We start from the raw sequence: 21,080 nt of genomic DNA, 5'->3' as shown, positions 1-21,080 counted from the left end.
GCGGCACCGCTCCATCGCGCTCCCCATCCATTGACATCAACCCGCAGCAGACGGGCTTTATCCATCCCCACAGGAGACAGACATGCACCACCGCCAACTTCACTCGTCCACGCCCCGCACCGCCCGGCGCGCCGTGCTGCACGCAACCCTTGCCGTGCCCCTGGCCCTGGGCATCGCAGGTCACGCTGCGGCGCAGACGGCCGCCACCGCCTTCCCCAGCAAGACCATCCGCTTTGTGGTGCCCTATCCGCCCGGTGGACCCACCGACCTGATGGCCCGCATGCTGCAGCCCGAGCTCCAAAGCCGCCTGGGTGTACCTGTGGTGGTGGACAACAAGGGCGGCGCCGGCGGCAACACCGGCAGCGCCGAGGTGGCCAAACAGGCGCCAGCGGACGGCCACACGCTGCTGCTGGCCGCCAGCGGCCCGATGGCGGTCAACCCGTCGCTGTACGCCAGCATGCCGTTCAACCCGCTGTCCGATCTGGTGCCGGTGATCCAGCTGTCGGCATTTCCGCTGGTGCTGGAGGTGCATCCCTCCCTGGGCGTCAAGACACTGGCCGAGTTCCTGGCCATGGCCAAGGCCGGAAAGCCGGTGCTGAGCTACGCGTCGGCCGGCAACGGCACACCACAGCACTTGGCGGGCGAGCTGTTCAACACCACCGCGGGCGTGAAGATGGGGCACATCCCCTACCGGGGCGCTGGCCCCGCGCTCAACGACCTGATCGGCGGACAGGTGAACGTGATGTTCGACATCGTCGGTAGCTCCCTGCCCCACATCCAGGCGGGCAAGCTCATCCCGCTGGCCGTTACATCCAGCGAACGCGCCAAGGTGCTGCCCAATGTGCCCACCATGGCGGAGGCTGGCATTGCGGGCTACCAGATCACCGGCTGGCATGGCATTGCGGTGCGAGCTGGCACCCCGCAAGCCACCGTCGACAAGCTCAACGCCACGGTGAATGCGATCTTCAAGGAACCCGCGTTCCGCACCAAATGGGAAGCCATTGGCACACCCGTGGTGGGGGGCACGGCGGCAGACTTTGGGGCGCTCATCAAGGCCGACGCGCAGCGACTGGGCAAGCTGGTGCGCGATGCCGGCGTGACGGTGGATTGAAAAGGCACACCCTCTGTGCCCGCGCGCGGAGGGCTATGCGACAGACCTGGGGCGCAAGCGCAGCAACAGCCAGCCCACTGCCATACCGATGGCGCTGGAGAGCAGCATCACTGCACCGATCACGATCTTCACGGTGGTGGAACTGCGGATTTCCGCCTGCACCGGGTCCTTGGCGGAGTAGCGCACCGAAACAGTCTCACCCACCTTGTGGATGGCCTGCTGCTGGCGTGCGACCGAATCCGTGAAGCTGTAGGTTCGCCCATCGCCCGCCACAAACTCCACAATGCTTTTCTTGGCAAGCCCCCGGCGGTGGGATGGGCCTGTCATGATTTCTTCATGCGCCACCACCCGGCCCTTGGCGGTGTGCGTGTCGCCCAGCATGTTCATGCCAGAGGCCAATAACCACGCCGCACCCAGCGCGGCCAAGGCGCTGGGCACCAGCAGGATCCAGCCCAAAAGACCGAAGAAACGACGGAACGTGGATGTGCTCATGCCCGCCATTCTCCACGCTCACGAGCGCGTGGACCGGCGGCCTCAGTAGCCTCGGGCAGGGTTCACGATGCCCGCCACCGCCTCGCCGTGCTCCAGCGCCACCATCTTGCGTGCGATCTGGGCAATGCTCTCGTCGCGCAGCGTGCGCGCCGAGGTGTGGGGCGTGACGGTGATGCGCGGGTGCGTCCAGAACGCATGGCCTGCGGGCAACGGCTCGGTGCGGAACACATCGAGTGTGGCGCCTGCCACATGGCCGCTGTCAATGGCGGCCAGCAGGTCTTCGTCCACCAGGTGCGCGCCGCGCGCCACATTGATCACGTAGGCACCCGGCTGCAGGCGAGCGAGCGTGCCCTTGTTGATGACGTTGGTCGTATCGGGCGTGAGCGGCAGCAGGTTGACCAGGACGCGGCTCGCGGCCAGAAAGTCATTGAATTGATCCGCGCCCGCAAAGCCGCGCACGCCGTCGATGGCCTTGGGGCTGCGGCTCCAGCCATTGATCGGAAATTCAAACTGCGCCAGCGCCTTGGCAACCCGCTCGCCCAGCACGCCCAGGCCCATCACGCCGATGGGGTAGTCGCTGCGCAGGCGCGGCTTGCGGTAGCCCCAGCGGCCCGCCTGGGTGTCGGCCTCATAGCCATCAAACTCGCGGAAGTGGCGGATGACCGCGTGGCACACATATTCAGCCATCTGCACGGCCATGCCCGCATCATCCAGCCGCACCACCAAGGCCTGGGGCGGCAGGCGCAGCTTGAGCAGGGCATCCACCCCTGCGCCGATATTGAAGAGCGCCTTGAGGCCAGGCTGTTCGTCCATGAACTGCTGGGGTGGTGCCCAGACCACGGCGTAGTCGGCCTGCGGGGCTCCGGGCTGCCAAACAGAAATCTCAACGCCGGGCAGCGCGGCGGAAAAGCCCTGGAGCCAGGGCTCGGGCTTGGCATCGGTACAGCAAAAGGTGATTTTCATGGGGCCCAAGCGTAGCCGCATTGGGCCCCCTGCGCTGTCACCGGCAGACGACTCGGGACACTACTTGGCTCAGGCCTTGTCAGCGGCTACCAGCTTGAGCAGCTCTGCCCCCTCGGTCACCTGGTCGCCTGGCGCGTACAGCAGCTCCTGCACCACGCCGTCGGCCGGGGCGGCGATGGTGTGCTCCATCTTCATGGCCTCCATCACCGCCAGTGGCTGCCCCTTGGCAACCTTGTCGCCCGCCTTCACGGCAAACGACACCACCTTGCCGGGCATGGGGGCCGTGAGGCGTCCGCCTTCAGCCGCTGCCTCGCCCGCGTGGGCCAGCAGGTCGATGGCGGTGATCTGCGTGGCGCCCAGCGGGGTGAACACATGGTCCACCTCGCCCTGCGCATACACGGCAGCGCGCGTGCGCTGGCCGGCGAACTGCAACTCGATGGCGCCCTGGGGCGCTGCGCCAAAGACCAACGAACCGGACACGGCAGCGTCGCCCTCGCCCACCTTCAAGTGCAAGCCGCCACCGCGCTCGTAAGTCAGCAGCGCCTTGGCGTGTTCACCGCCAAATTCAAATTCAAACCGGCGCTGCACCACGCCATGCGTGTGAAAGCCGTCGCGGCGGCTGAACGGGTCCACGCCCTCACTCGTACGCTCATTCAGCAGGGCCTGCGCCACGGCCGCCGCAGCGGCCAGGGGCAAGCCCACGGGTTCCTGGTGGAACAACACAGCCTGCTCACGCGGGATCAGCGCCGTGTCCAGCTTGGCGCGGGCAAACGCATCGGTGCGTGCCACGCGGCGCAAAAACTGCACGTTGGTTGCCAGGCCCACGATGTGGGTCTGGGCCAGCGCCTCGTCCAGCCGCGCCAACGCCTGTTCGCGCGTGTCGCCGTGCACGATGAGCTTGGCCACCATGGAGTCGTAGAACGGGCTGATCGCATCGCCCTGTCGCACGCCGGAATCCACGCGCACCGCGCCTCTTTCAAACGTCACGCAATCGGGCAGCGCATACACATTGAGCGCACCGGTCGCGGGCAGGAAGTTGTTGTCCGGGTTCTCGGCACAGATGCGGGCCTCGATGGCGTGGCCTGTGATGCGCAGGTCTTGCTGCTGGAGCGGCAATGGCTCGCCCGACGCTACACGCAGCTGCCACTCCACCAGATCGAGGCCCGTGATGGCCTCGGTCACAGGGTGCTCCACCTGCAGGCGGGTGTTCATCTCCATGAAGTAGAACTTCATCTGCTCGGGGGCGTCGTAGCCGCCGGGCTGCTCGACGATGAACTCCACCGTGCCCGCGCCCACGTAGTTCACAGCCTTGGCGGCGGCCACAGCGGCCTCGCCCATGCGGGCGCGCAGCTCCGGCGTCATGCCCGGCGCAGGCGCTTCTTCCAGCACCTTCTGGTGGCGGCGCTGCACGGAGCAATCGCGCTCGAACAAGTACACGCAGTTGCCGTGCGTGTCGCCAAACACCTGGATCTCAATGTGGCGCGGGCGTTGCACGTACTTTTCGACCAGCACCGCGTCGTCACCAAAGCTGTTGATGGCCTCGCGCTTGCAGGAGTCGAGCGCCGCCGCAAAGTCCTCGGCCTTGTCCACGGCGCGCATGCCTTTGCCGCCGCCGCCAGCGCTGGCCTTGATGAGCACGGGATAGCCAATACGGTCCGCCTCGCGTTGCAGCAGCGCCGGGTCCTGGTCAGCACCGTGGTAGCCGGGCACCAGGGGTACCTGTGCCTGCTCCATGAGGCGCTTGGACTCGGCCTTCAGCCCCATGGCATTGATGGCGCTGGCAGGGGGGCCAATGAAAACCAGGCCCGCGTCGGCACAGGCCTTGGCGAAGTCTTCGTTCTCGCTCAGAAAACCGTAGCCAGGGTGGACGGCCTGCGCGCCCGTGGCCTTGGCGGCCTCGATGATGCGCTCCCAGCGCAGGTAGCTGTCCTTGGGCGCGCTGCCGCCGATGTGCACGGCCTCGTCGCACACGGCCACATGTTTGGCGTTGGCGTCGGCGTCGGAGTACACGGCGACGGTTTTCACGCCCAGGCGCTTGGCGGTCGCTGCGACACGGCAAGCGATCTCGCCACGGTTTGCAATAAGGATCTTGTTGAACATGTTTAAGCCACCTTGGCAGAACCAGAAAAGAAAGAGGACAAGCGCCGCACGACGGCGCGCAGAAACTTGAACAGCACCACCAGCAGCAGCACCGACACCGCCACCATCACCACCAGCGCGATGCCAAAGGCCACCGGGTGCTGCGTGGCCAGCCAGACCACGGCCACGACCAGGCCGTCTTCAAAGAACGACAGCCCCCAGTTGGAAAACGGCTCGGGCGAGGTGTTCACGGCAGCGCGGGTGGTCATCTTGGTGGCCAAGGCCGTGGCAGAGAGCGAGCCGCCCAGCAGTCCCGCCACCACGGCCATGGTCGCGTTGTCGGCACCGAACACGCCGTAGGCCAACGCAGCACCCGCAGGTACGCGGATGAAGGCATGGATGGCATCCCAGGCGCTGTCCACCCAGGGCACCTTGTCGGCAAAAAACTCCACCATCAGCATGAAGCCGCTGACCATCAGCACCAGCGGGTGCTGCAGCATGGCCAGGCCTGGCGGCAGGGGCATCCAGCCCAGCACGCCCATCATGCCGACCAGGAACACCACGGCATACAGCCGGAACCCGCTGGCCCAGCCCAGTGCGGCGGCCAGCGCCAGCAGGCTGGGCATGTCGAGCTTCGCAGTTGCTGTGGCTGCCGCGTCGCCCACGGCGCGCGCGGTGCCGCCATCCACATGCAGCCCCAGCGTGTGGAGCCACTGCACGATGTTGAACCAGAGGGTGTCCATAGCCTGCTTGTACTGATCAGCCCAACCAGGCGGGTTTGCGCTTGTTGAGGAAGGACTGCACGCCTTCCTTGCCCTCATCGCTGGCGCGGATGTCGGCAATGCCCTGCACCGTGGCGGCGATGAGGCCCGCGTTGATCTCCCGCTCTGCCACATCCATCACCAGCTTCTTGCAGACGCGCACAGCGTTGGGGCTGGCGCTGGTCAGGGCCTTGAGCAGTTCGTCCACTTTGGCGTCGAGCTGGTCAGCCACCACGACCTCATGCACAAAGCCAATGCGCAAGGCTTCGGCCGCACCAAAACGCTCAGCGGTAAGGAAGTACCGGTGCGCAGCACGTGCGCCCATGGCACGGATCACATAGGGGCTGATGGTGGCGGGGATGAGCCCCAGCTTCACCTCGCTGAGGCAAAAGCCTGCCGTGTCCACGGCCACGGCCATGTCGCACGCGGCCACCAAGCCCATGCCGCCTGCATATACATCGCCCTGCACGCGAGCAATCGTGGGCTTGGGGCATTCGTAGATCACGCGCAGCATCTCGGCCAGCTTGCCTGCATCGGCGATGTTTTCGTCGCGCGTGTAGTCGGCCATGCGGCGCATCCAGTTGAGGTTGGCACCGGCGCAAAAGGCAGGGCCTTCTGCGGCGAGCACCACGGCACGCACATCGGCACGCCCACCCACATCTTTGAAGGCGGCGGTGATCTCGGCAATGACCTCATCGCTGAAGGCGTTGCGAATCTCAGGCTGCGTGAGCGTGATGCGCGCCACGGCGCCGGTTTGGGTGATGGAAAGGTTCTGGCTGCTCATGGCTTGGACGGGTTTTGCAGAAAGTAGACGAAGTCCAGCTCGGGACAGGGCTGGCCCAGCGCGGTCAATGCCGCAGTGATCTGACCCCGGTGGTGCGTTCCGTGGTTGAACACGTGCGCCAGCGTGGCCGCAAACGGCAGCGATGCCGCCGTGCCACGCATGGTGGTGTAGTCGAGCGTGCCGCTCCAACGACCAGGAGCGAACGAAGCTATCAGCGGTGCCCAGCGAGCCGCTCCTTCGCGCAGGCGGGCATCGAGTTGCGCGCGGTCGGGTTCCAGCTCGGCGTCCAGCGCCACCTTGGGCGAGGTGCCTTCGGCAAAGCGCACGAACCACAGATGGTGCTCGCCCACCAGCAGGTGGTTGAGCGTGCCGTGGATACTTTTGAAGAACAGGCCCACATCGCGCCGGTAGTCGTCCCCTGGTACCTCCGCCACTGCGTCGAGCAGGCGAGCAGTGGCCCACTGGTTGTAGCGTGCGAGTTGGGTGAAATGGTCGGTGGCGTTCATGGCGCGGTCGGGGTGCCCAGCACCCGTTTCCAGAAGGATTGCAGCGCGGCCAGCGACTGAACGCGCGCTGTGGGGTTTCCGCCCTGGTGCACACCATGGGCCGACGTGCCATTGGGCACATCGCCGCGCAGGCGCAAGGGCGCGGTGCCATCAAAGCCGTGGTAGCTGCTTTCGTACACGTGCACCGTCACGTCGCTGCCAGCGCGGGCCTTCAGCGTGCCGGCCCAGTCCACGCAGGGTTGGGCTGGGGTCCAGTCGTCCAGCGCACCCAGCTGCATCAGCAGCGGAACACTTTCTGCCACGGCCTGGTGTTTGAGCAGGGGCCCGCAGCCGGGGTAGAAGACCGCCGCACCGGCCAGTGTCGGCTCCCCCTCGCGCGGGTGGATGAGCCGCTGCACCAGCAAATTCAACGTGGTGGTGCCGCCGTTGGACCAGCCCATCACGCCGATGTGCCGCGCATCCACGCCGGGCTGTGCGGCCAGCCACACCAGGGCAGCGCGCGCGTCTTGCACGCGGTCGTTCACGTTCAGGCTGCGGTCGCTGTAACGGGTCTGGCACACATCACGCAACCCGCGCGATCCGAAACTGTCCGGCATCAGCACGGCATAGCCTGCGGCGTGCAGCGTTTCGGCCGTTTCACGGTAGCGGGAAGACAACACGCCCGCCTTGGCAAACAGGCCTCCACAGCCATGCAGCGCCAGAACGGCCGGCTGTACAGACGCACTGGCCTGCGCGGATGATGGCTGGGGCGCTGGCCACCAATGGGCACGCAGCACGGTACCGGAAGGCAAAGGCAACTCCACCTGGTGCAGCACCGTAGGCTCTCCAGCGGGCGACTGGGCCCATGCGGCGCCAGTGCAGACGACAACAAGAGCCAACGCGGCGAAGGCCTTGCGAGGAGAGAGGTAGATGGCGAACGTCATGGCAGACAAGTCAACGCGCAACGGCGGCGGGAAACCCGTTCGCATCCAGAAACTCGGACACGGCGGGCTGCCACACCTGCGGGAAACGCGTGAAGAGGGAATGCCCGTCCTCGCCATGGGGCGGGAACTGCACAAAGCTCGCCTTGCCGCCCGCCTTGGTGAACGCAGCGTGCCACTGGCGCGGCAGCTGGGGGCCGAAGTACATGTCGTTTTCGGTGTAGATCCACAGCATGGGCACCTTGGCCTGCGCACCGTAGGCCTGAAACGTGCGCTCCAGCGCGGGCTGCGAGCAGGGGTTCTGCGGCCGGCCCTTGGGGTCGCCGCCACTGCCGCCAGCAAAGTTGATGGCCGCCACCACTCCGGGCGGATTCATCGCAGCCAGGGCCACGGTGCTGGCGCCACCGAACGACTGCCCGACCACCAGCACCCTGTCCGTCGCCACGTCCGGCCGCTGACGCACGGCGTTCAGGGCGGCCAGGATTTGCACAGCTGCGGCGTCGAACCCTGGCGGGTAGTTGCGGTTGTTGCACGCCCCCGTGTCCTCCACGTCCTCGCCACCGCTCGCGCCATAGCCCACGCGGGTCGGCACGGCCACCACAAAGCCACGGCGCAGCAGGTAACGCGACGCATCGGTGTAGCGCGCCCGCCCCAGACTGGCCCGGCCTTGCGCATCCGGTGCGCGACCGTGGTTGATGAGTGCAATCGGCGCGGGCCGGGGGTTGGTGTCGTCGGACCAGACCGTCACGCGGATGTCTTGGGCGATCTGCTTGCCCCAGGGGTTTTTGACCTGCACGGGCACATCGATCTGCTCCTCCACCACCCGTGCATGCGCGGCACCGGCCAGCACCGCCAACGCCACACCCCAAGACAGTCCACAAGACACGCGCATCTCTGCAGCCCCTTACATGCGGAACAAGCCGAACTTGGTGTCTTCGATCGGCGCATTGCGCGTGGCCGCCAGGCCCAGCGCCAGCACGCGGCGGGTGTCTGTAGGGTCGATCACGCCGTCGTCCCACAAGCGCGCAGTGGCGTAGTAGGGGTGGCCCTGGTCTTCGTATTGACGGCGGATGGGGGCCTTGAAGGCTTCTTCCTCCTCCATGCTCCACTGGCCGCCCTTGCCTTCGATGCCGTCGCGCTTCACCGTGGCCAGCACGCCTGCGGCCTGCTCGCCGCCCATCACGCTGATGCGCGCGTTGGGCCACATCCACAGGAAGCGGGGCGAGTACGCGCGGCCGCACATGCCGTAGTTGCCCGCGCCAAAGCTGCCGCCGATGATGATGGTGAACTTGGGCACGCTGGCCGTGGCCACGGCCGTCACCATCTTGGCGCCGTTGCGGGCGATGCCTTCGTTCTCGTACTTGCGGCCCACCATGAAGCCGGTGATGTTCTGCAAGAACACCAGCGGGATCTTGCGCTGGCAGCACAGCTCGATGAAGTGCGCACCCTTGAGCGCCGACTCGCTGAACAGGATGCCGTTGTTGGCGATGATGCCAACCATCATTCCCTCGATGCGCGCAAAGCCCGTGACCAGCGTGGTGCCGTAGCGTGCCTTGAACTCGTCGAACTCGCTGCCGTCCACGATGCGCGCAATGATCTCGCGCACGTCAAACGGCTTGCGCGTGTCCACGGGGATCACGCCGTACAGCTCCTCCGCTGCGAATTTAGGAGCTACCGGCGCATGATCTGCGGGCGCCTGCGGCTTGTTTTTATTCAAATTGCGCACTGCATTGCGTGCCAGTTGCAGCGCATGCATGTCGTTCTGCGCCAGGTGGTCGGCCACACCCGACAGGCGCGTGTGCACGTCGCCCCCGCCCAGGTCCTCGGCCGTGACGACCTCGCCCGTCGCGGCCTTGACCAGCGGCGGGCCACCCAAAAAGATGGTGCCCTGGTTCTTGACGATGATGGACTCGTCACTCATGGCCGGCACGTAGGCACCACCTGCCGTGCACGATCCCATGACCACGGCGATCTGCGAGATGCCCATGGCGCTCATGTTGGCCTGGTTGAAGAAGATGCGGCCGAAGTGGTCGCGGTCAGGAAAGACTTCGTCCTGGTTGGGCAGGTTGGCGCCTCCAGAGTCCACCAGGTAGATGCAGGGCAGGTGGTTCTGCTGCGCCACCTCCTGCGCGCGCAGATGCTTCTTGACGGTGAGCGGGTAGTAGGTGCCGCCCTTCACCGTGGCGTCGTTGCACACGATCATGCAGTCCACGCCACTCACGCGGCCAACCCCCGCAATGAGCCCCGCGCTGGGCGCGTCGTTGTTGTACATATTGAGCGCGGCCAGCGGTGCCAGTTCGAGGAAAGGCGTTCCCGGGTCCAGCAGCATCTGCACGCGCTCACGCGGCAGCAGCTTGCCCCGCGCCGTGTGCTTGGCGCGGGCCGCCTCACCGCCGCCCTGGGCGACTTTGTCGAGCTGGGCGCGCAGGTCATCCACCAGTGTGCGCATGGCGGCAGCGTTGGCCAGAAAGTCCGCCGAGCGGGCATTGAGTTGGGTGTCGAGAATGGTCATACGTTGTGGCTCTTTCAAGCGGTTTTCTGTTCTTCCAGGCCCAGCTGGTCCTTCATCTCGTCGCGGATCTTGAACTTCTGGATCTTGCCCGTTACCGTCATTGGAAAGCTGGTGACAAAGCGGATGTAGCGCGGCACCTTGTAGTGCGCAATCTGGCCCTTGCAGAAGGCTCGGATGTCGTCCTCGGTGGGCTGCGTGCCGGGCTTGGCGATGATCCAGGCACAGAGTTCTTCGCCGTACTTCTGGTCGGGCACACCCACCACCTGCACGTCCTGCACCTGCGGGTGGCGGTACAAAAATTCTTCGATCTCGCGCGGGTAAATGTTTTCGCCGCCACGGATCACCATGTCCTTGATGCGGCCGACGATGTTCACGTAGCCCTCGGCATCCATGGTGGCCAGGTCGCCGGTGTGCATCCAGCCGCCGTCGTCGATGGCCTCGCGGGTCTTGGCCTCATCGCCCCAGTAGCCGTGCATGACGGAATAGCCTTTGGTGCAGAACTCGCCGCGCTGGCCGATGGGCACGATGGCGCCCGTGTCAGGGTCCACGATCTTCACCTCCAGGTGCGGCTGCACCTGACCCACAGTCGATACGCGCTTGTCCAGCGGCGTGTCGGTGCTGCTTTGGCAGCTCACGGGGCTGGTCTCGGTCATGCCGTAGGCGATGGTGATTTCGCGCAGGTTCATCTGCTCCACCACACGCTTCATCACCTCGGTGGGACAGGGCGAGCCCGCCATGATGCCGGTGCGCAGGGTGCTGAGGTTGAACTCGGCAAAACGCGGGTGGTCCAGCTCGGCAATGAACATGGTGGGCACGCCATGCAGGCCAGTGCAGCGCTCGTCCTGTACCGTCTGCAGCACGGTCAGCGGGTCGAACCCGTCGTTGGGGTACACGATGGTGGCACCATGCGTCAGGCAGGCCAGGTTGCCCAGCACCATGCCGAAGCAGTGGTACAGCGGCACGGGGATGCACAGGCGGTCTTCGGGCGTGAGCTTCATGCACTCGCCAATGAAGAAACCGTTGTTCAGGATGTTGCGGTGCGTGAGCGTGGCGCCCTTGGGGAAGCCGGTGGTTCCGCTGGTGAACTGGATGTTGATGGGGTCGGTGGCTTTCAACGTGGTTGCGATTTGCGCCAGGCGCGGGTCGGCTGCGTTGCCGCGTGCCAGCAGGTCGGTAAAACGCAGCAGGCCGGGCTCATCGGCACCCTGCCCCGCATCGTCGATCCACACCACGGTGTTCAGGTGGGGCAGCTTCACGGAGCCCAGCTGGCCGGGCTGCTGGTGCTGCCACTCGGGCGCCAGCTCGCGCAGCATGCCCAGGTAGTCGCTGGTCTTGAAGCGCGCCATGGTCACCAGCAGCTTGCAGCCCACCTTGTTGAGCGCGTATTCCACCTCGGACGTGCGGTAGGCCGGGTTGATGTTGACCAGCACCAGGCCCACCTGCGCGGTGGCCAGCTGCATCAGCACCCATTCGGCGTTGTTGTGCGACCAGATGCCCACGCGGTCGCCGGGGGCGAGCCCCATGCTGATCAGCGCACTCGCCAGCCGGTGCGCCTCGGTCTGCAGCTGGGCGTAGGTGGTGCGGCGGCCCTGGTGCACGCTGACCAGCGCCTCGCGGTCGGGCTGGCGGGCCACCATATCGGCAAAAAAGGCGCCGATGGTCTGCTCGATCAGGGGAACGTCGGTGGCGCCACGGGCGTGGCTGTCCACCAGCGGTGCGAAGTTCGTTGCGGCTGCACTCGTCACGGGTTTGTCTCCTCGGCTCTGTCATGCGGCCTGCGCCGCAAGAACATGCGGGCGGGCGATCCGTAAGCATAGAAGCCTGACCCCCTGGCGGGTGGACACAATGGTTGCAAATCGTGCCACGGCTGGCACACTCTGTGGCGTGAAGACCACCGCCCCCGCCGACCATCGTCTCCCAACCACTCCATCTGCCCCTGCCGCAACGCCCATCGCCTTTGTGCGTGCCATTGTTCTGGCGTACGAGCAGCGCGGCCTGAGCCCGGAACGCGCCCTGGCCCAGGCACAGATTGCGCCGCAGCTGCTGCCCGACGACAGCGCCCGCATCACCGCCTGGCAGATGGAGCAGATCTCCGACGCCGCCATGCAAGAGCTGGACGACGAAGCCCTGGGCTGGTTCAGCCGCCGCCTGCCCTGGGGCAGCTACGGCATGCTGGCACGCGCCAGCATCAGCTCGCCCACGCTGCAGGTGGCCCTGGCCCGCTGGTGCCGCCACCATGGACTGCTGGCGGACGACATTGGCCTGCATCTCACCACCCAGGGCGACACCGCCACCCTGGCCATCACCGAGGCGCGCGACCTGGGCGCGCTGCGCGAGTTCTGCCTGGTATCCGTGCTGCGCAATGCGCATGGCCTGGCGTGCTGGATGGTGGACTCGCGCATTCCGCTCATTGCTGCAGAATTTGCCTTTGATGCGCCCCCGCACGCCGATGCGTATGCCGTGTTGTTCCGAGGCCCGGTCACCTTCCACGCGCCGCGCACCGGCATTCACTTCGATGCCCGCTACCTGCACCTGCCCCTGCGCCGCGATGAGCAAGCCCTGCGCCAGATGCTGCAACACGCCCTACCCCTGACGGTGCTGCACTACCGCCGGGACCGCCTGCTGGTGCAGCGCGTGCGCCAGCTGCTGGCCGCGCCCCTGCCGGGGCAACCGGCCCACGCCCTGCCCCAGCACAGCGCCGAATCCCTGGCCGCATTGCTGCATGTGTCGCCGCGTACGCTGCACCGGCAGCTGAAGGAAGAAGGCGCCACGCTGCAGGGCTTGAAAGACGAGGTTCGCCGCACCCGCGCAGTGGAGCTGCTGCACCGCACGCAGCGGCCGATCAAGCAGGTGGCCGAGGCAGCAGGGTTTGAGAACGAGAAGAGTTTTATCCGGGCGTTTAGGGGGTGGACGGGGCAGTCACCGGCGGAGTTTCGGCGCCAAGCGAGCCCAGCGTGATAGGAAGTGGCCCAATGGCGCGATCTGCACCCTGCATGGCTGCCACGGGGTGCGTCCGCAGCCAGCCACCACTACACTGACCAGCGCTCCCGCCCGCCCTCTTGCCGCTTGCCTTCATGCTCCACCTCCACCACTGCATCAGCGCCCGCTCCTTCCGTCCCCTGTGGATGCTCGAAGAGCTGCAACTGCCCTACCAGCTCCACATGCTGCCCTTCCCGCCCCGCGCCAAGGCCCGGTGGTTTCTGGACGAGAACCCGCTGGGCACGGTGCCGCTGCTGGTGCAGGGCGATGTGCGCATGACCGAATCGGCGGCCATGTGCCAGTACCTGGCCGCCACGCACCCCGACGCGGGGCTGGATGTGGCGCCCACACACCCGGCGTATGGCGCGTACCTGAACTGGCTGCACATGAGCGATGCGACGCTGACTTTTCCGCAGACGCTGGTGCTGCGCTATGGCCGGTTTGAGACCGCAGAGCGCAAGCTGCCGCAGGTGGTGGAGGACTACAGCCGCTGGTTCCTGGCCCGGCTGCGCGCGGTAGAAACCGCGATGACCCACGGCCGCAGCGACTATCTGTGCGCGGGCCGCTTTACGGCGGCGGATGTGGCGGTGGGGTATGCGCTGCTGCTGGCGCAGCACCTGGGGCTGAACGAACAATTTGGCCCGGCCACGCAGGCCTACTGGCAGCGGTTGCAACAGCGACCCGGCTACCAGCGGGCGATGGCCGCACAGACGGAGGCGGCCCAAGACCAGGACGTGCCCACCACCCCGGCCCCCGACACCAAGCCGTGATGCGGAGGTGGGGGCTAGCCGGGCTCACGCGGCTACTCGGACTTCGCTGGTGTACATGCAGGTCCGGGCGTGGGTGAAGGTGTCGTCGGAGCCTGCCGCACCAGCGACTGCACCAGTGCGCGGAACTCCGGCGAGTGGCGTAGCACGCTGCCACCCGCCTCGATGAGGTCTGTGACTTCTTCCGACGTGATGGAGAACGCCGTGGGCACCTGCAGCAGGCGGCGGCGCGCCACGTCGTCGTGGGCATCGCGCAGGTTGACGGAAATGACGTGGACCTCGGCACCGGGCGCAAAGGCATCGCTGCTGCCGGTGGGGCCCGCCGCCAGCGACTGGCGCCACTGCTGGGTGATGTCGCGCAAGAACTCCTGCGTCTCGCGCGTGGCGCGGGCGCCGGTGCCAAACAGCAGCGAGTCCACCACCTGGGCCATGTTGGGCACCTGGTCGCTCATGTCGATGTTCTCGGATGGGTCGCGCTCGGCGTTGACGGTGACGAGCACCAGCTTGCGGATGGTGCCGGGGGGGATGCCCACTTCGCTGAAGGTTTCGCGCAGTCCGCCACCGGCCAGGGCCCGGTCGAGCAGGCGCTGCACGCCCAGGTTGTCGGCCAGGCCGCCATCCACCAAGTGGATGTAGGGGCGGCGCTGCGCGTCCAGATAGCTCAACTCATGCGCGCGGTACAGGCGCGCGCGGTAGTCGCCGCCCGCAGCCAGGGTGGCAGCGCGGGACACGGTCTGGTACTGGGGGCACTGGTCGGCGTAGTTCTTGAGGGTGACGGGGCTCAACAGCAGCGGTACGGCGGACGATGCCGCCACCGCGAACGACAGCGGCACCTTGCGCAGGTCGGAGCAGATCAGCGCGAACTGGTCCCACGTGAATTCAAAGCCGGTGCCCAATGACATGTCGGTGGCGGTGATGAACAGCTGCGGGTGGCGCGGGCGCCGCGCCACATCGCCAAAGGTGCGCCCGCCATAGAGCTCATCCAGCCGCCGCGCGAGCAGGTGCGTGCGGCCGAACCAGGGCGAGGTCAGGTCCACCAGGTTGCCGGGGCGCAGGGCCTGCGTGATCAGACTGTTCTGGAAATTCTGGCGCAGAAAGTCCTTCTCGAAGCGGGGCAGCCCCTCGATGCCGTGTGCCGCCAGGTAAGCGGCCACGATGCTGCCGCCCGAGACGCCGCTGATCACATCGGTGGCGTCGAGCAGCGTGGTGGGGCGGCCGTTCCAGTCAAACCGCGTGGCCTGCATTTCGGTCAGCACGCCAAAGCCGAAGGCGGCCGCCCTTGCGCCGCCGCCCGAGAGCGTGACGGCCACCAGGATGGTAGGGTCGCGCTCGGACTTGCGCTCGGGGATGGACTGGTCCTCGGGCTTCAGGGGTTCGTTGATCCAGGGCCGCACCGACGAGCAGCCCGCCAGCAGGGCCAGGGCCGCCACCACGGCGCATCGCCACATCCACGGCTTCATGCGTTGTACCGGCATTGAGCTTCTCCCATGGTTACAGGGCTGTTGGGAATCTTCTTGCCTGTGTTAGCAGCCCAACAGCGCAGGCAACTCGGCCATGCTGCGAAACACCTGCGCTGCGCCTGCGGCACGCAGGGGCTCGCCATCGTCCAGCGGCGCATAGGCAAATACCGTGGCGCCTGCGGCCACGCCAGCGGTCACGCCCGTAACGGTGTCTTCCACCACGGCGCAGCGCCCGGGCGCCACCTGCAGGGCCGCAGCCGCCGCCAGATAGACGTCGGGCGCGGGCTTGGTGGCGGGCATCTCGTGGCCGCTGAACACCCGCCCGGCAAAGTACGGCGTGAGCCCCACCTTGGCCAGCTGCATCTCGACCTTGTGCCGGTCGGCACCCGAGGCGCAGGCAATGCGCCCGCCGTGGTGGGCGTGCACCCTTTCGATGGTTCCGTGGATGTGCTCGATGGCCATGAGGCGCTGGTCCAGCTCGGCATTGCGCCGTGCATAGAAGTCGGCCATCCACGCATCGGTCAGCGGGCGGCCGGTGTGGGCCTCGATGCGGGCGGCCTCGCTGCGCACCGTTTTGCCGATAAAGATGCGCATGCATTCGTCGGCGCTCAGGGCCCAGCCCGCTTCGTTGAGCATGTCGCGCAGCACGCCGTTGGTGATGGGTTCGCTGTCGACCAGCACACCATCGCAGTCAAACAAGATTGCTTCAAATTTCATAGCTGCTCGCGCTTATCGGTAAAGCGCTGGAGGTCATTTTTATTCAATTTTTAGGAGTGGATATCGCCATCCATATAGAACCAGCGCCCGTCTTCGCGCACGAAGCGGCTGGTCTCGTGCAGGCGCACGGCGCGGCCGCCCACGCGGTAGCGCGCGACAAACTCCACCTCGGCGCGGTCTTCGCCCGTGCTGCGGTGGCTGCGCACTTCCAGACCCAGCCACTTCGTGCCGGGGTCGAAATCGAGGTCCGCTGGCCGGGTGCTGGGGTGCCAGGTGGCCTGCAGGTAGTCGCCACGTTCGAGGACAAAGGCGGTGTAGCGTGACCGCATGAGGCTCTCGGCGTCGGGCGCGGCTGCGTCGTCCCAGTGGTCGAGGTAGCGGCCGCAGCAGTCCCCATAGGACAAGGCCGCAGCCTTGGCGCTTTTGCCGGGTGCGGCTTGGGTACGGCCGCAGGGGCAGGGGTCGTTATGGTTCATGGACGGGTGCAGGAAGGCACGCAGGCGATGCGCGCCCCACCGATGGAAACGGGCGCTGCGCGAGGCCAGTGCACCCGTGGAACTGGCTTTGCCAGGCCACTGGGTGCGTCCCCCTCCCGCGCAGCGAGAGAGGGGGATGGCGCGAAGCGACTCAGGGGGAGCTTCATCTCAGCGCACCAAAGACCTTGCGGGCGATGGCGCTGCCTGCACCGGCCGGGTTCTGGCGAATGCGGCGCTCTTCCTCGCCGATCATGAAGTACAGGCCGTCGAGCGTCTTGCCGGTGACGTACTGCGCCAGATTGGCCTCCTCGGGTTTGAGCAAGCCAAAGCTCGCTGCCTTGCCCGCAAAGGCGTTGTACTTCTGGGTCAGGCCGACTTTTTCGGTGGCCTGGTTCACCACGGGCAGGAAGCGTTCGGAGAGCGGCGTGCGCGTCTTGTCGGCAAAAAAGGCGGTGACCGAGGTGCTGCCGCCGGTCAGGATGTTCTTGGCATCGGTCACCGTCATCTTCTGCACGGCGCCCACCAGCAGGTCTTTGCCCATGGGCACGGCGGCTTCGGCGGCGCGGTTGATGGAGGTGACCAGCTCGTCGATGCGCCGCCCCTGGCCCAGCGACTTCATGACCTTGGCGGCGTCGTCCAGGGAGCCCGGCAGGCCGATGCGCACCTGGGGGTTGCCCAGAAACCCGTCAGGCCGCCCCAGCAGGGCGACCGCCGCCTGGGCGCCCTGGCCCAGCGCGGCTTTGAGGCCGCTGGCGGCATCGGCATTGGTAAGGTCACCCAGCGACAGGGCCCAGGCCCGCTGGCCGGTGGCGCACAGCAGGGCAGCCACGAGGCTGGTTTGGTGAAATTGGCGGCGTTGCATGGTGCGGTACTTTCGGTGGGGGACGGCAGATGATGCCCACTCGGCCACCACTGCAGTGAGTGGCGCACTGTGCCGGAGCCGTGCGGGGAATTGCCGGGATTTTCGCTCAGCGAATGAGGGGCAAGCCGCAGGCCGTAGACTGCCCCCACCCAAGCATCCAACAAGGAACCTTGCAATGTGGCAAATGAGCGTGCCGTGGTGGGAGTTTGTGCTGCGCGGCGTGGTGGTGTACCTGTTCTTGCTGGTGTTCATGCGCCTGTCGGGCAAGCGGCAGACGGGGCAGTACGAGCCGTTTGACCTGATCCTGTTGCTGATCCTGTCGAACGCGGTGCAGAACTCGATGAACGCGGGCGACAACTCGCTGGTGGGCGGGCTGATCTCTGCCAGCACGCTGATGCTGCTGCATGTGGCGCTGGCGCGGCTGGCGTTCCACTTCCCGCGCATCGGGCGCTGGGTGGACGGCAAGGCCCAGGTGCTGATCCACCAGGGCGAGCTGAATCAGGCGCTGATGCGCAAGGAGCTGCTGACCCGCGACGACGTGGAGGCCGCACTGCGCGCCGGTGGCTGCCTGCACGCGCACGAAGTGGAACGCGCCACCATCGAGACCAACGGGCAGATCACCGTGGTGCTGCGCCGCCGTGGCGAAGAGGGCTGAGCCGCCCCGCGCCCACTCCAACAATCTGCGCCCCCATAGGCCCTCACAACACACGCGACCCGATATGACTGCACTGAACGTTCTGGGCACCATGCTGATGCCCTGCTCCTACGACCCGCTGACCGGCTACTACCGCGATGGCTGCTGCAACACCGACGAGCACGACCACGGCACCCACGTGATCTGCGCACGCATGACACAGGCGTTTCTGGACTTCTCGCTGTCGCGGGGCAATGACCTCATCACCCCCCGGCCCGAATACCGGTTTGCAGGACTCAAGGCCAACAACCGCTGGTGCCTGTGCGCCCTGCGCTGGAAGGAAGCCTACGAGGCGGGTGTGGCACCGCCGGTGATCCTGGAATGCACCCATGCCCGCGCGCTGGAGTTTGTGACGCTGGCGCAGTTGCAGAGCGCGGCGCTGTCCAGCAGCTGACCGTTCTGATAAGCGCGGGGCGCACTCCGGGCCGGGTGCGCCACCCCTTGCACCCTACCTCTGTCGGGTTGCCGGTGATTGGCTGCACGGCGAAAGATCAGGACTTTGTGTTCCTCCCTTTCGCTGCACATGCGGCCACATCCGTCACCATGACTATCACCCTTTCTGTCCAGCAACGGCGCGCGCGTGCCGCTGCCACCCCGCCCCGTTCAACCACCCCGCTGCGCCTGTGCGCAGTCAGCGCTGCCGTGGCCGCTGCTGCACTGCTGAGCGGCTGCGAGACCACCAACATGCGCATGGGCAGCGCCGATGCCAAGACCGTGGCCACCGGCAGCGCTGCGGGCGGAGCCTCTACCGGCGCCAGCGACTCGCTGGAGCGTTGCGAAAGCCCGCTGGGCACCGTCTCGCTGATCGAAAACCAGCAGGCTGGCTGGTACACCATCCTGCGTGACCAATACCGCCTGCCGTCCACGGCCAACCTGCTGCGTCTGCTGGTGCAGCAGTCCAACTGCTTTGTGGTGGTGGAGCGCGGCGCCGCCGGCATGAACGCGATGACGCGCGAGCGCGCGCTGATGCAGTCGGGCGAAATGCGGCAGGGCAGCCAGTTTGGCCAGGGGCAGATGGTGGCCTCGGACTATGGCCTGTCGCCCGAAATCGTGTTCCAGAACAACAACGCAGGCGGTGCCTCCGCATCGCTGGGCGGCCTGGTCGGTGGCCGTGCGGGGGGCCTGCTGGCAGCCATCGGCGGCAACATGAACACCAAGGAGGCCAGCGCGCTGCTCACGCTCATCGACAACCGATCCGGTGTGCAGGTGGCGGCGTCAGAAGGCAGTGCCGCCAAGACCGACTTTGGCGCCATGGGGCAACTGCTGGGCGGATCGGGCGGCGCGCGCATGGGCGGCTACTCCAACACGGCCGAAGGCAAGGTGATTGCGGCCGCTTTCATGGATGCGTTCAACCAGATGGTGCAGTCGCTGCGCAACTACCGCGCCCAGACGGTGAAGGGCCAGGGCCTGGGGGGTGGCGGGCGGCTGAGTGTGGACGGCGCCGCACCGCCCTCGCAGACATCGGCCGCGCGTGCTGCCGCGCAAAACAATGGAGCCACCGCAGGACTTTCGCTGCGCGATGCGCAGGCCCGCCTGAACGAGCTGGGCTATAACGCGGGCACGCCCGATGGCGCCATGGGCGGCAAGACGACGGCAGCGCTGCGCGCCTTTCAGAAGGACAAAGGGCTGCCCACATCCGGGCGGCTGGATGCGGCCACGGCGGCGGAACTCGCTCGCTGAAGCCTGAGGGATGCCCCGGGGACACCGGGGCGGGTGGCCCTGCAGCAATGGGCGCGCTCCAACACAAAGCGGATCACATCCGAGCAAAGAAAAGCCCCCGCAGCAACTTCGCTGCGGGGGCTTTGGGTTGGTTGGGGGGCCGTACAGCCCCCAGCACTCAGTTTTGCGTGTAGCAGGTCTTGGCGGGCAGAACGGTGTCCACGTAGCTCTCCACGCTGGCCGCCGTCGGGAATGCGGTGGGTATCTGATCGCCAAAGATGCACAGGCGGGGCCCCTTGCGTGCCCAGACAGCGCGCGATGTCAGGCCCGACGGCTGGGTCCACAGCCCCCAGAAAGCGGTCAGCGTGGCCGTGCTGCCGTTGCGGTCGAACGCCACATTGCCCACATCGGTCAGCGGACCTGCGACGGTGCCCGTGCCGGAACAGTTGGCGTCGGCATAGGTCACCACGCCAATCTGCCCCGTCACGCGGGTGTCGCTCTGGCGGGTGATGCGCCACAGCGAGCGTCCCCAGGTTCCTGGCCGCACCACGACGCACAGTTCCTGCTTCCAGTCGCCCTCCGGCAGCCCCAGCGCCGCCGTCGCGCAGCTCACGTCCACCGAACTCACATTGGCCGACCCTACCGTGCCCGTTCCATTGCGCACCGTACAGCTCTGGCCCGAAGGCTGCGTGCGCACCGTGATGGCGTAGGCCGTGCCACCCGCCAGTGCCGTGCCGAACGTGAAGCCGCCGTTGCTGGAGACCGACAGATCGTCGCGCCCGTTGTTCTGCAGCACCAAGGCGCCACCCGCCAGGCCGCTGACCGAGCCGCCCACCGTGTAGGTGGCAGCAGCCAGGTTTTCACAGCGCACCTGCACGTTGCTCACGTTGGCAGTGGCCGTGCCGGTGCCTTCCGTCACCGTGCAGCGCTGCCCGCTGGGCTGGGTCTTCACGGTGACGGCATAGGCAATGCCGTTGTCCAGACGCGTGACGAACACGAAGTTGCCATTGGCATTCACGGTCAGGTCGTCCTTGCCGGCGTTCTGCAGCGTCACCGTTTTGCCAGCCCCCAGGCCGCTGACCGCGCCGCCGATACTGAATGCGCCAGCGCTGGGCGGAGGCGTGCCGTTGTCGTCATCACCGCCGCCACAGCCCACCAGCAAGGCGGCAGCCAGGCCCAGGGGGGCCCAGCGGAAGATAGGTCGTGCAGAGTGCCAGGTGCGCCCGGCACCCGTTGCGCTGGCTTGTCGTGTCATGAACAGAAACCTCGTGATGGTGAATGGAGCGCGGATTCTGTGCAGCACCCCATCCCGTGCGAAACCCTACGCTGGTAGGGTTT

21 protein-coding genes are annotated in these 21,080 nt (G+C 66.7%); 6 read left to right on the top strand and 15 right to left on the bottom strand.

Going from position 1 to position 21,080, the window contains the following annotated elements:
• Positions 1-82 precede the first annotated feature (82 nt).
• Entirely contained in the window at positions 83-1,111 is a 1,029-nt protein-coding gene (locus ASC83_RS02945; RefSeq protein WP_056057855.1) for a tripartite tricarboxylate transporter substrate binding protein, read from the top strand.
• Positions 1,112-1,144: 33 nt separating this feature from the next.
• On the opposite strand, the gene ASC83_RS02940 is transcribed toward ASC83_RS02945, so the two are convergent.
• From ASC83_RS02940 to ASC83_RS02895, 10 genes are all read right to left on the bottom strand, one after another.
• Positions 1,145-1,603, bottom strand: a complete 459-nt coding sequence (locus ASC83_RS02940; RefSeq protein ID WP_056057853.1) for a DUF3592 domain-containing protein — start codon at positions 1,601-1,603, stop codon at positions 1,145-1,147.
• Positions 1,604-1,645: 42 nt separating this feature from the next.
• Positions 1,646-2,566, bottom strand: a complete 921-nt coding sequence (locus ASC83_RS02935) for a glyoxylate/hydroxypyruvate reductase A (RefSeq protein WP_056057850.1) — start codon at positions 2,564-2,566, stop codon at positions 1,646-1,648.
• A 69-nt stretch (positions 2,567-2,635) separates the two neighbouring features.
• Complete coding sequence (locus tag ASC83_RS02930; protein WP_056057847.1) at positions 2,636-4,666, bottom strand: acetyl/propionyl/methylcrotonyl-CoA carboxylase subunit alpha; 2,031 nt, start codon at positions 4,664-4,666, stop codon at positions 2,636-2,638.
• 2 nt (positions 4,667-4,668) lie between these two features.
• Positions 4,669-5,388: a DUF4126 domain-containing protein gene (locus ASC83_RS02925; protein ID WP_056057844.1), complete on the bottom strand. Its 720-nt coding sequence runs from the start codon at positions 5,386-5,388 to the stop codon at positions 4,669-4,671.
• A gap of 16 nt (positions 5,389-5,404) precedes the next feature.
• Positions 5,405-6,190: an enoyl-CoA hydratase/isomerase family protein gene (locus tag ASC83_RS02920; protein WP_056057841.1), complete on the bottom strand. Its 786-nt coding sequence runs from the start codon at positions 6,188-6,190 to the stop codon at positions 5,405-5,407.
• The gene (locus ASC83_RS02915; RefSeq protein WP_056057839.1) at positions 6,187-6,696 is read right to left on the bottom strand and encodes a DinB family protein; all 510 of its coding nucleotides are present in this window, start codon (positions 6,694-6,696) and stop codon (positions 6,187-6,189) included. Before ASC83_RS02915 ends, ASC83_RS02920 begins: the two co-directional genes overlap by 4 nt.
• Entirely contained in the window at positions 6,693-7,619 is a 927-nt protein-coding gene (locus ASC83_RS02910) for a dienelactone hydrolase family protein (protein ID WP_162245477.1), read from the bottom strand. The genes ASC83_RS02915 and ASC83_RS02910 overlap by 4 nt, the downstream gene beginning before the upstream one ends.
• A gap of 10 nt (positions 7,620-7,629) precedes the next feature.
• Entirely contained in the window at positions 7,630-8,502 is an 873-nt protein-coding gene (locus ASC83_RS02905) for an alpha/beta hydrolase family protein (RefSeq protein ID WP_369816933.1), read from the bottom strand.
• Positions 8,503-8,520: 18 nt separating this feature from the next.
• The gene (locus ASC83_RS02900) at positions 8,521-10,128 is read right to left on the bottom strand and encodes a carboxyl transferase domain-containing protein (RefSeq protein ID WP_056057830.1); all 1,608 of its coding nucleotides are present in this window, start codon (positions 10,126-10,128) and stop codon (positions 8,521-8,523) included.
• Positions 10,129-10,142: 14 nt separating this feature from the next.
• Positions 10,143-11,873 carry an AMP-binding protein gene (locus ASC83_RS02895; RefSeq protein WP_056057827.1) on the bottom strand — a complete coding sequence of 577 codons (1,731 nt, stop codon included), beginning with the start codon at positions 11,871-11,873 and terminating at the stop codon, positions 10,143-10,145.
• Between the two features lie 100 nt (positions 11,874-11,973).
• Between ASC83_RS02895 and ASC83_RS02890 the strand changes: the two genes are divergently transcribed.
• Positions 11,974-13,086: an AraC family transcriptional regulator gene (locus tag ASC83_RS02890; protein WP_235509306.1), complete on the top strand. Its 1,113-nt coding sequence runs from the start codon at positions 11,974-11,976 to the stop codon at positions 13,084-13,086.
• Positions 13,087-13,202: 116 nt separating this feature from the next.
• Complete coding sequence (locus ASC83_RS02885; protein ID WP_055393020.1) at positions 13,203-13,877, top strand: glutathione S-transferase family protein; 675 nt, start codon at positions 13,203-13,205, stop codon at positions 13,875-13,877.
• Between the two features lie 32 nt (positions 13,878-13,909).
• Here ASC83_RS02885 and ASC83_RS02880 read toward each other — a convergent pair whose 3' ends face one another.
• The 4 genes from ASC83_RS02880 to ASC83_RS02865 all read right to left on the bottom strand — a co-directional run bounded on the left by ASC83_RS02880 (position 13,910) and on the right by ASC83_RS02865 (position 17,389).
• A complete protein-coding gene (locus ASC83_RS02880) occupies positions 13,910-15,349 on the bottom strand; it encodes a patatin-like phospholipase family protein (protein WP_235509305.1) in 1,440 nt (479 codons plus the stop codon).
• A 48-nt stretch (positions 15,350-15,397) separates the two neighbouring features.
• Positions 15,398-16,051 (bottom strand): HAD family phosphatase, encoded by a 654-nt coding sequence (locus ASC83_RS02875; protein WP_056057820.1) that lies wholly within the window; start codon positions 16,049-16,051, stop codon positions 15,398-15,400.
• A gap of 50 nt (positions 16,052-16,101) precedes the next feature.
• Positions 16,102-16,527, bottom strand: a complete 426-nt coding sequence (locus ASC83_RS02870) for a YchJ family protein (protein WP_056057817.1) — start codon at positions 16,525-16,527, stop codon at positions 16,102-16,104.
• Positions 16,528-16,690: 163 nt separating this feature from the next.
• Positions 16,691-17,389, bottom strand: a complete 699-nt coding sequence (locus ASC83_RS02865; protein WP_055393096.1) for a DUF4197 domain-containing protein — start codon at positions 17,387-17,389, stop codon at positions 16,691-16,693.
• A 175-nt stretch (positions 17,390-17,564) separates the two neighbouring features.
• Between ASC83_RS02865 and ASC83_RS02860 the strand changes: the two genes are divergently transcribed.
• The 3 genes from ASC83_RS02860 (at position 17,565) to ASC83_RS02850 (ending at position 19,763) form a co-directional block, all read left to right on the top strand.
• A complete protein-coding gene (locus ASC83_RS02860; RefSeq protein ID WP_056057813.1) occupies positions 17,565-18,044 on the top strand; it encodes a DUF421 domain-containing protein in 480 nt (159 codons plus the stop codon).
• A gap of 64 nt (positions 18,045-18,108) precedes the next feature.
• Positions 18,109-18,477 (top strand): DUF2237 family protein, encoded by a 369-nt coding sequence (locus ASC83_RS02855; RefSeq protein ID WP_056057809.1) that lies wholly within the window; start codon positions 18,109-18,111, stop codon positions 18,475-18,477.
• 149 nt (positions 18,478-18,626) lie between these two features.
• Positions 18,627-19,763, top strand: a complete 1,137-nt coding sequence (locus ASC83_RS02850) for a peptidoglycan-binding domain-containing protein (RefSeq protein WP_235509304.1) — start codon at positions 18,627-18,629, stop codon at positions 19,761-19,763.
• Positions 19,764-19,920: 157 nt separating this feature from the next.
• Here the strand turns inward: ASC83_RS02850 and ASC83_RS02845 are convergent, their stop codons facing one another.
• Positions 19,921-20,997: a hypothetical protein gene (locus tag ASC83_RS02845; protein ID WP_056057806.1), complete on the bottom strand. Its 1,077-nt coding sequence runs from the start codon at positions 20,995-20,997 to the stop codon at positions 19,921-19,923.
• Positions 20,998-21,080: the final 83 nt, after the last annotated feature.

Source organism: Acidovorax sp. Root402 (assembly GCF_001425125.1).
GTDB classification, from domain to species: Bacteria; Pseudomonadota; Gammaproteobacteria; order Burkholderiales; family Burkholderiaceae_C; genus Acidovorax; species Acidovorax delafieldii.
Note: the sequence above shows the minus strand (reverse complement) of the source record. Positions and strands in the feature narration are given on the sequence as shown.

Excerpts from the sequence above, each read along its gene's own strand:
- ASC83_RS02945 (WP_056057855.1), top strand. The coding sequence starts at position 83 with ATGCACCACCGCCAACTTCACTCGTCCACGCCCCGCACCGCCCGGCGC.
- ASC83_RS02850 (WP_235509304.1), top strand. The coding sequence starts at position 18,627 with ATGACTATCACCCTTTCTGTCCAGCAACGGCGCGCGCGTGCCGCTGCC.
- ASC83_RS02920 (WP_056057841.1), bottom strand. The coding sequence starts at position 6,190 with ATGAGCAGCCAGAACCTTTCCATCACCCAAACCGGCGCCGTGGCGCGC.
- ASC83_RS02930 (WP_056057847.1), bottom strand. The coding sequence starts at position 4,666 with ATGTTCAACAAGATCCTTATTGCAAACCGTGGCGAGATCGCTTGCCGT.
- ASC83_RS02845 (WP_056057806.1), bottom strand. The coding sequence starts at position 20,997 with ATGACACGACAAGCCAGCGCAACGGGTGCCGGGCGCACCTGGCACTCT.
- ASC83_RS02910 (WP_162245477.1), bottom strand. The coding sequence starts at position 7,619 with ATGACGTTCGCCATCTACCTCTCTCCTCGCAAGGCCTTCGCCGCGTTG.
- ASC83_RS02855 (WP_056057809.1), top strand. The coding sequence starts at position 18,109 with ATGACTGCACTGAACGTTCTGGGCACCATGCTGATGCCCTGCTCCTAC.
- ASC83_RS02870 (WP_056057817.1), bottom strand. The coding sequence starts at position 16,527 with ATGAACCATAACGACCCCTGCCCCTGCGGCCGTACCCAAGCCGCACCC.
- ASC83_RS02875 (WP_056057820.1), bottom strand. The coding sequence starts at position 16,051 with ATGAAATTTGAAGCAATCTTGTTTGACTGCGATGGTGTGCTGGTCGAC.
- ASC83_RS02900 (WP_056057830.1), bottom strand. The coding sequence starts at position 10,128 with ATGACCATTCTCGACACCCAACTCAATGCCCGCTCGGCGGACTTTCTG.
- ASC83_RS02925 (WP_056057844.1), bottom strand. The coding sequence starts at position 5,388 with ATGGACACCCTCTGGTTCAACATCGTGCAGTGGCTCCACACGCTGGGG.
- ASC83_RS02935 (WP_056057850.1), bottom strand. The coding sequence starts at position 2,566 with ATGAAAATCACCTTTTGCTGTACCGATGCCAAGCCCGAGCCCTGGCTC.
- ASC83_RS02885 (WP_055393020.1), top strand. The coding sequence starts at position 13,203 with ATGCTCCACCTCCACCACTGCATCAGCGCCCGCTCCTTCCGTCCCCTG.
- ASC83_RS02915 (WP_056057839.1), bottom strand. The coding sequence starts at position 6,696 with ATGAACGCCACCGACCATTTCACCCAACTCGCACGCTACAACCAGTGG.
- ASC83_RS02940 (WP_056057853.1), bottom strand. The coding sequence starts at position 1,603 with ATGAGCACATCCACGTTCCGTCGTTTCTTCGGTCTTTTGGGCTGGATC.
- ASC83_RS02880 (WP_235509305.1), bottom strand. The coding sequence starts at position 15,349 with ATGCCGGTACAACGCATGAAGCCGTGGATGTGGCGATGCGCCGTGGTG.
- ASC83_RS02890 (WP_235509306.1), top strand. The coding sequence starts at position 11,974 with ATGGTTGCAAATCGTGCCACGGCTGGCACACTCTGTGGCGTGAAGACC.
- ASC83_RS02860 (WP_056057813.1), top strand. The coding sequence starts at position 17,565 with ATGTGGCAAATGAGCGTGCCGTGGTGGGAGTTTGTGCTGCGCGGCGTG.
- ASC83_RS02865 (WP_055393096.1), bottom strand. The coding sequence starts at position 17,389 with ATGCAACGCCGCCAATTTCACCAAACCAGCCTCGTGGCTGCCCTGCTG.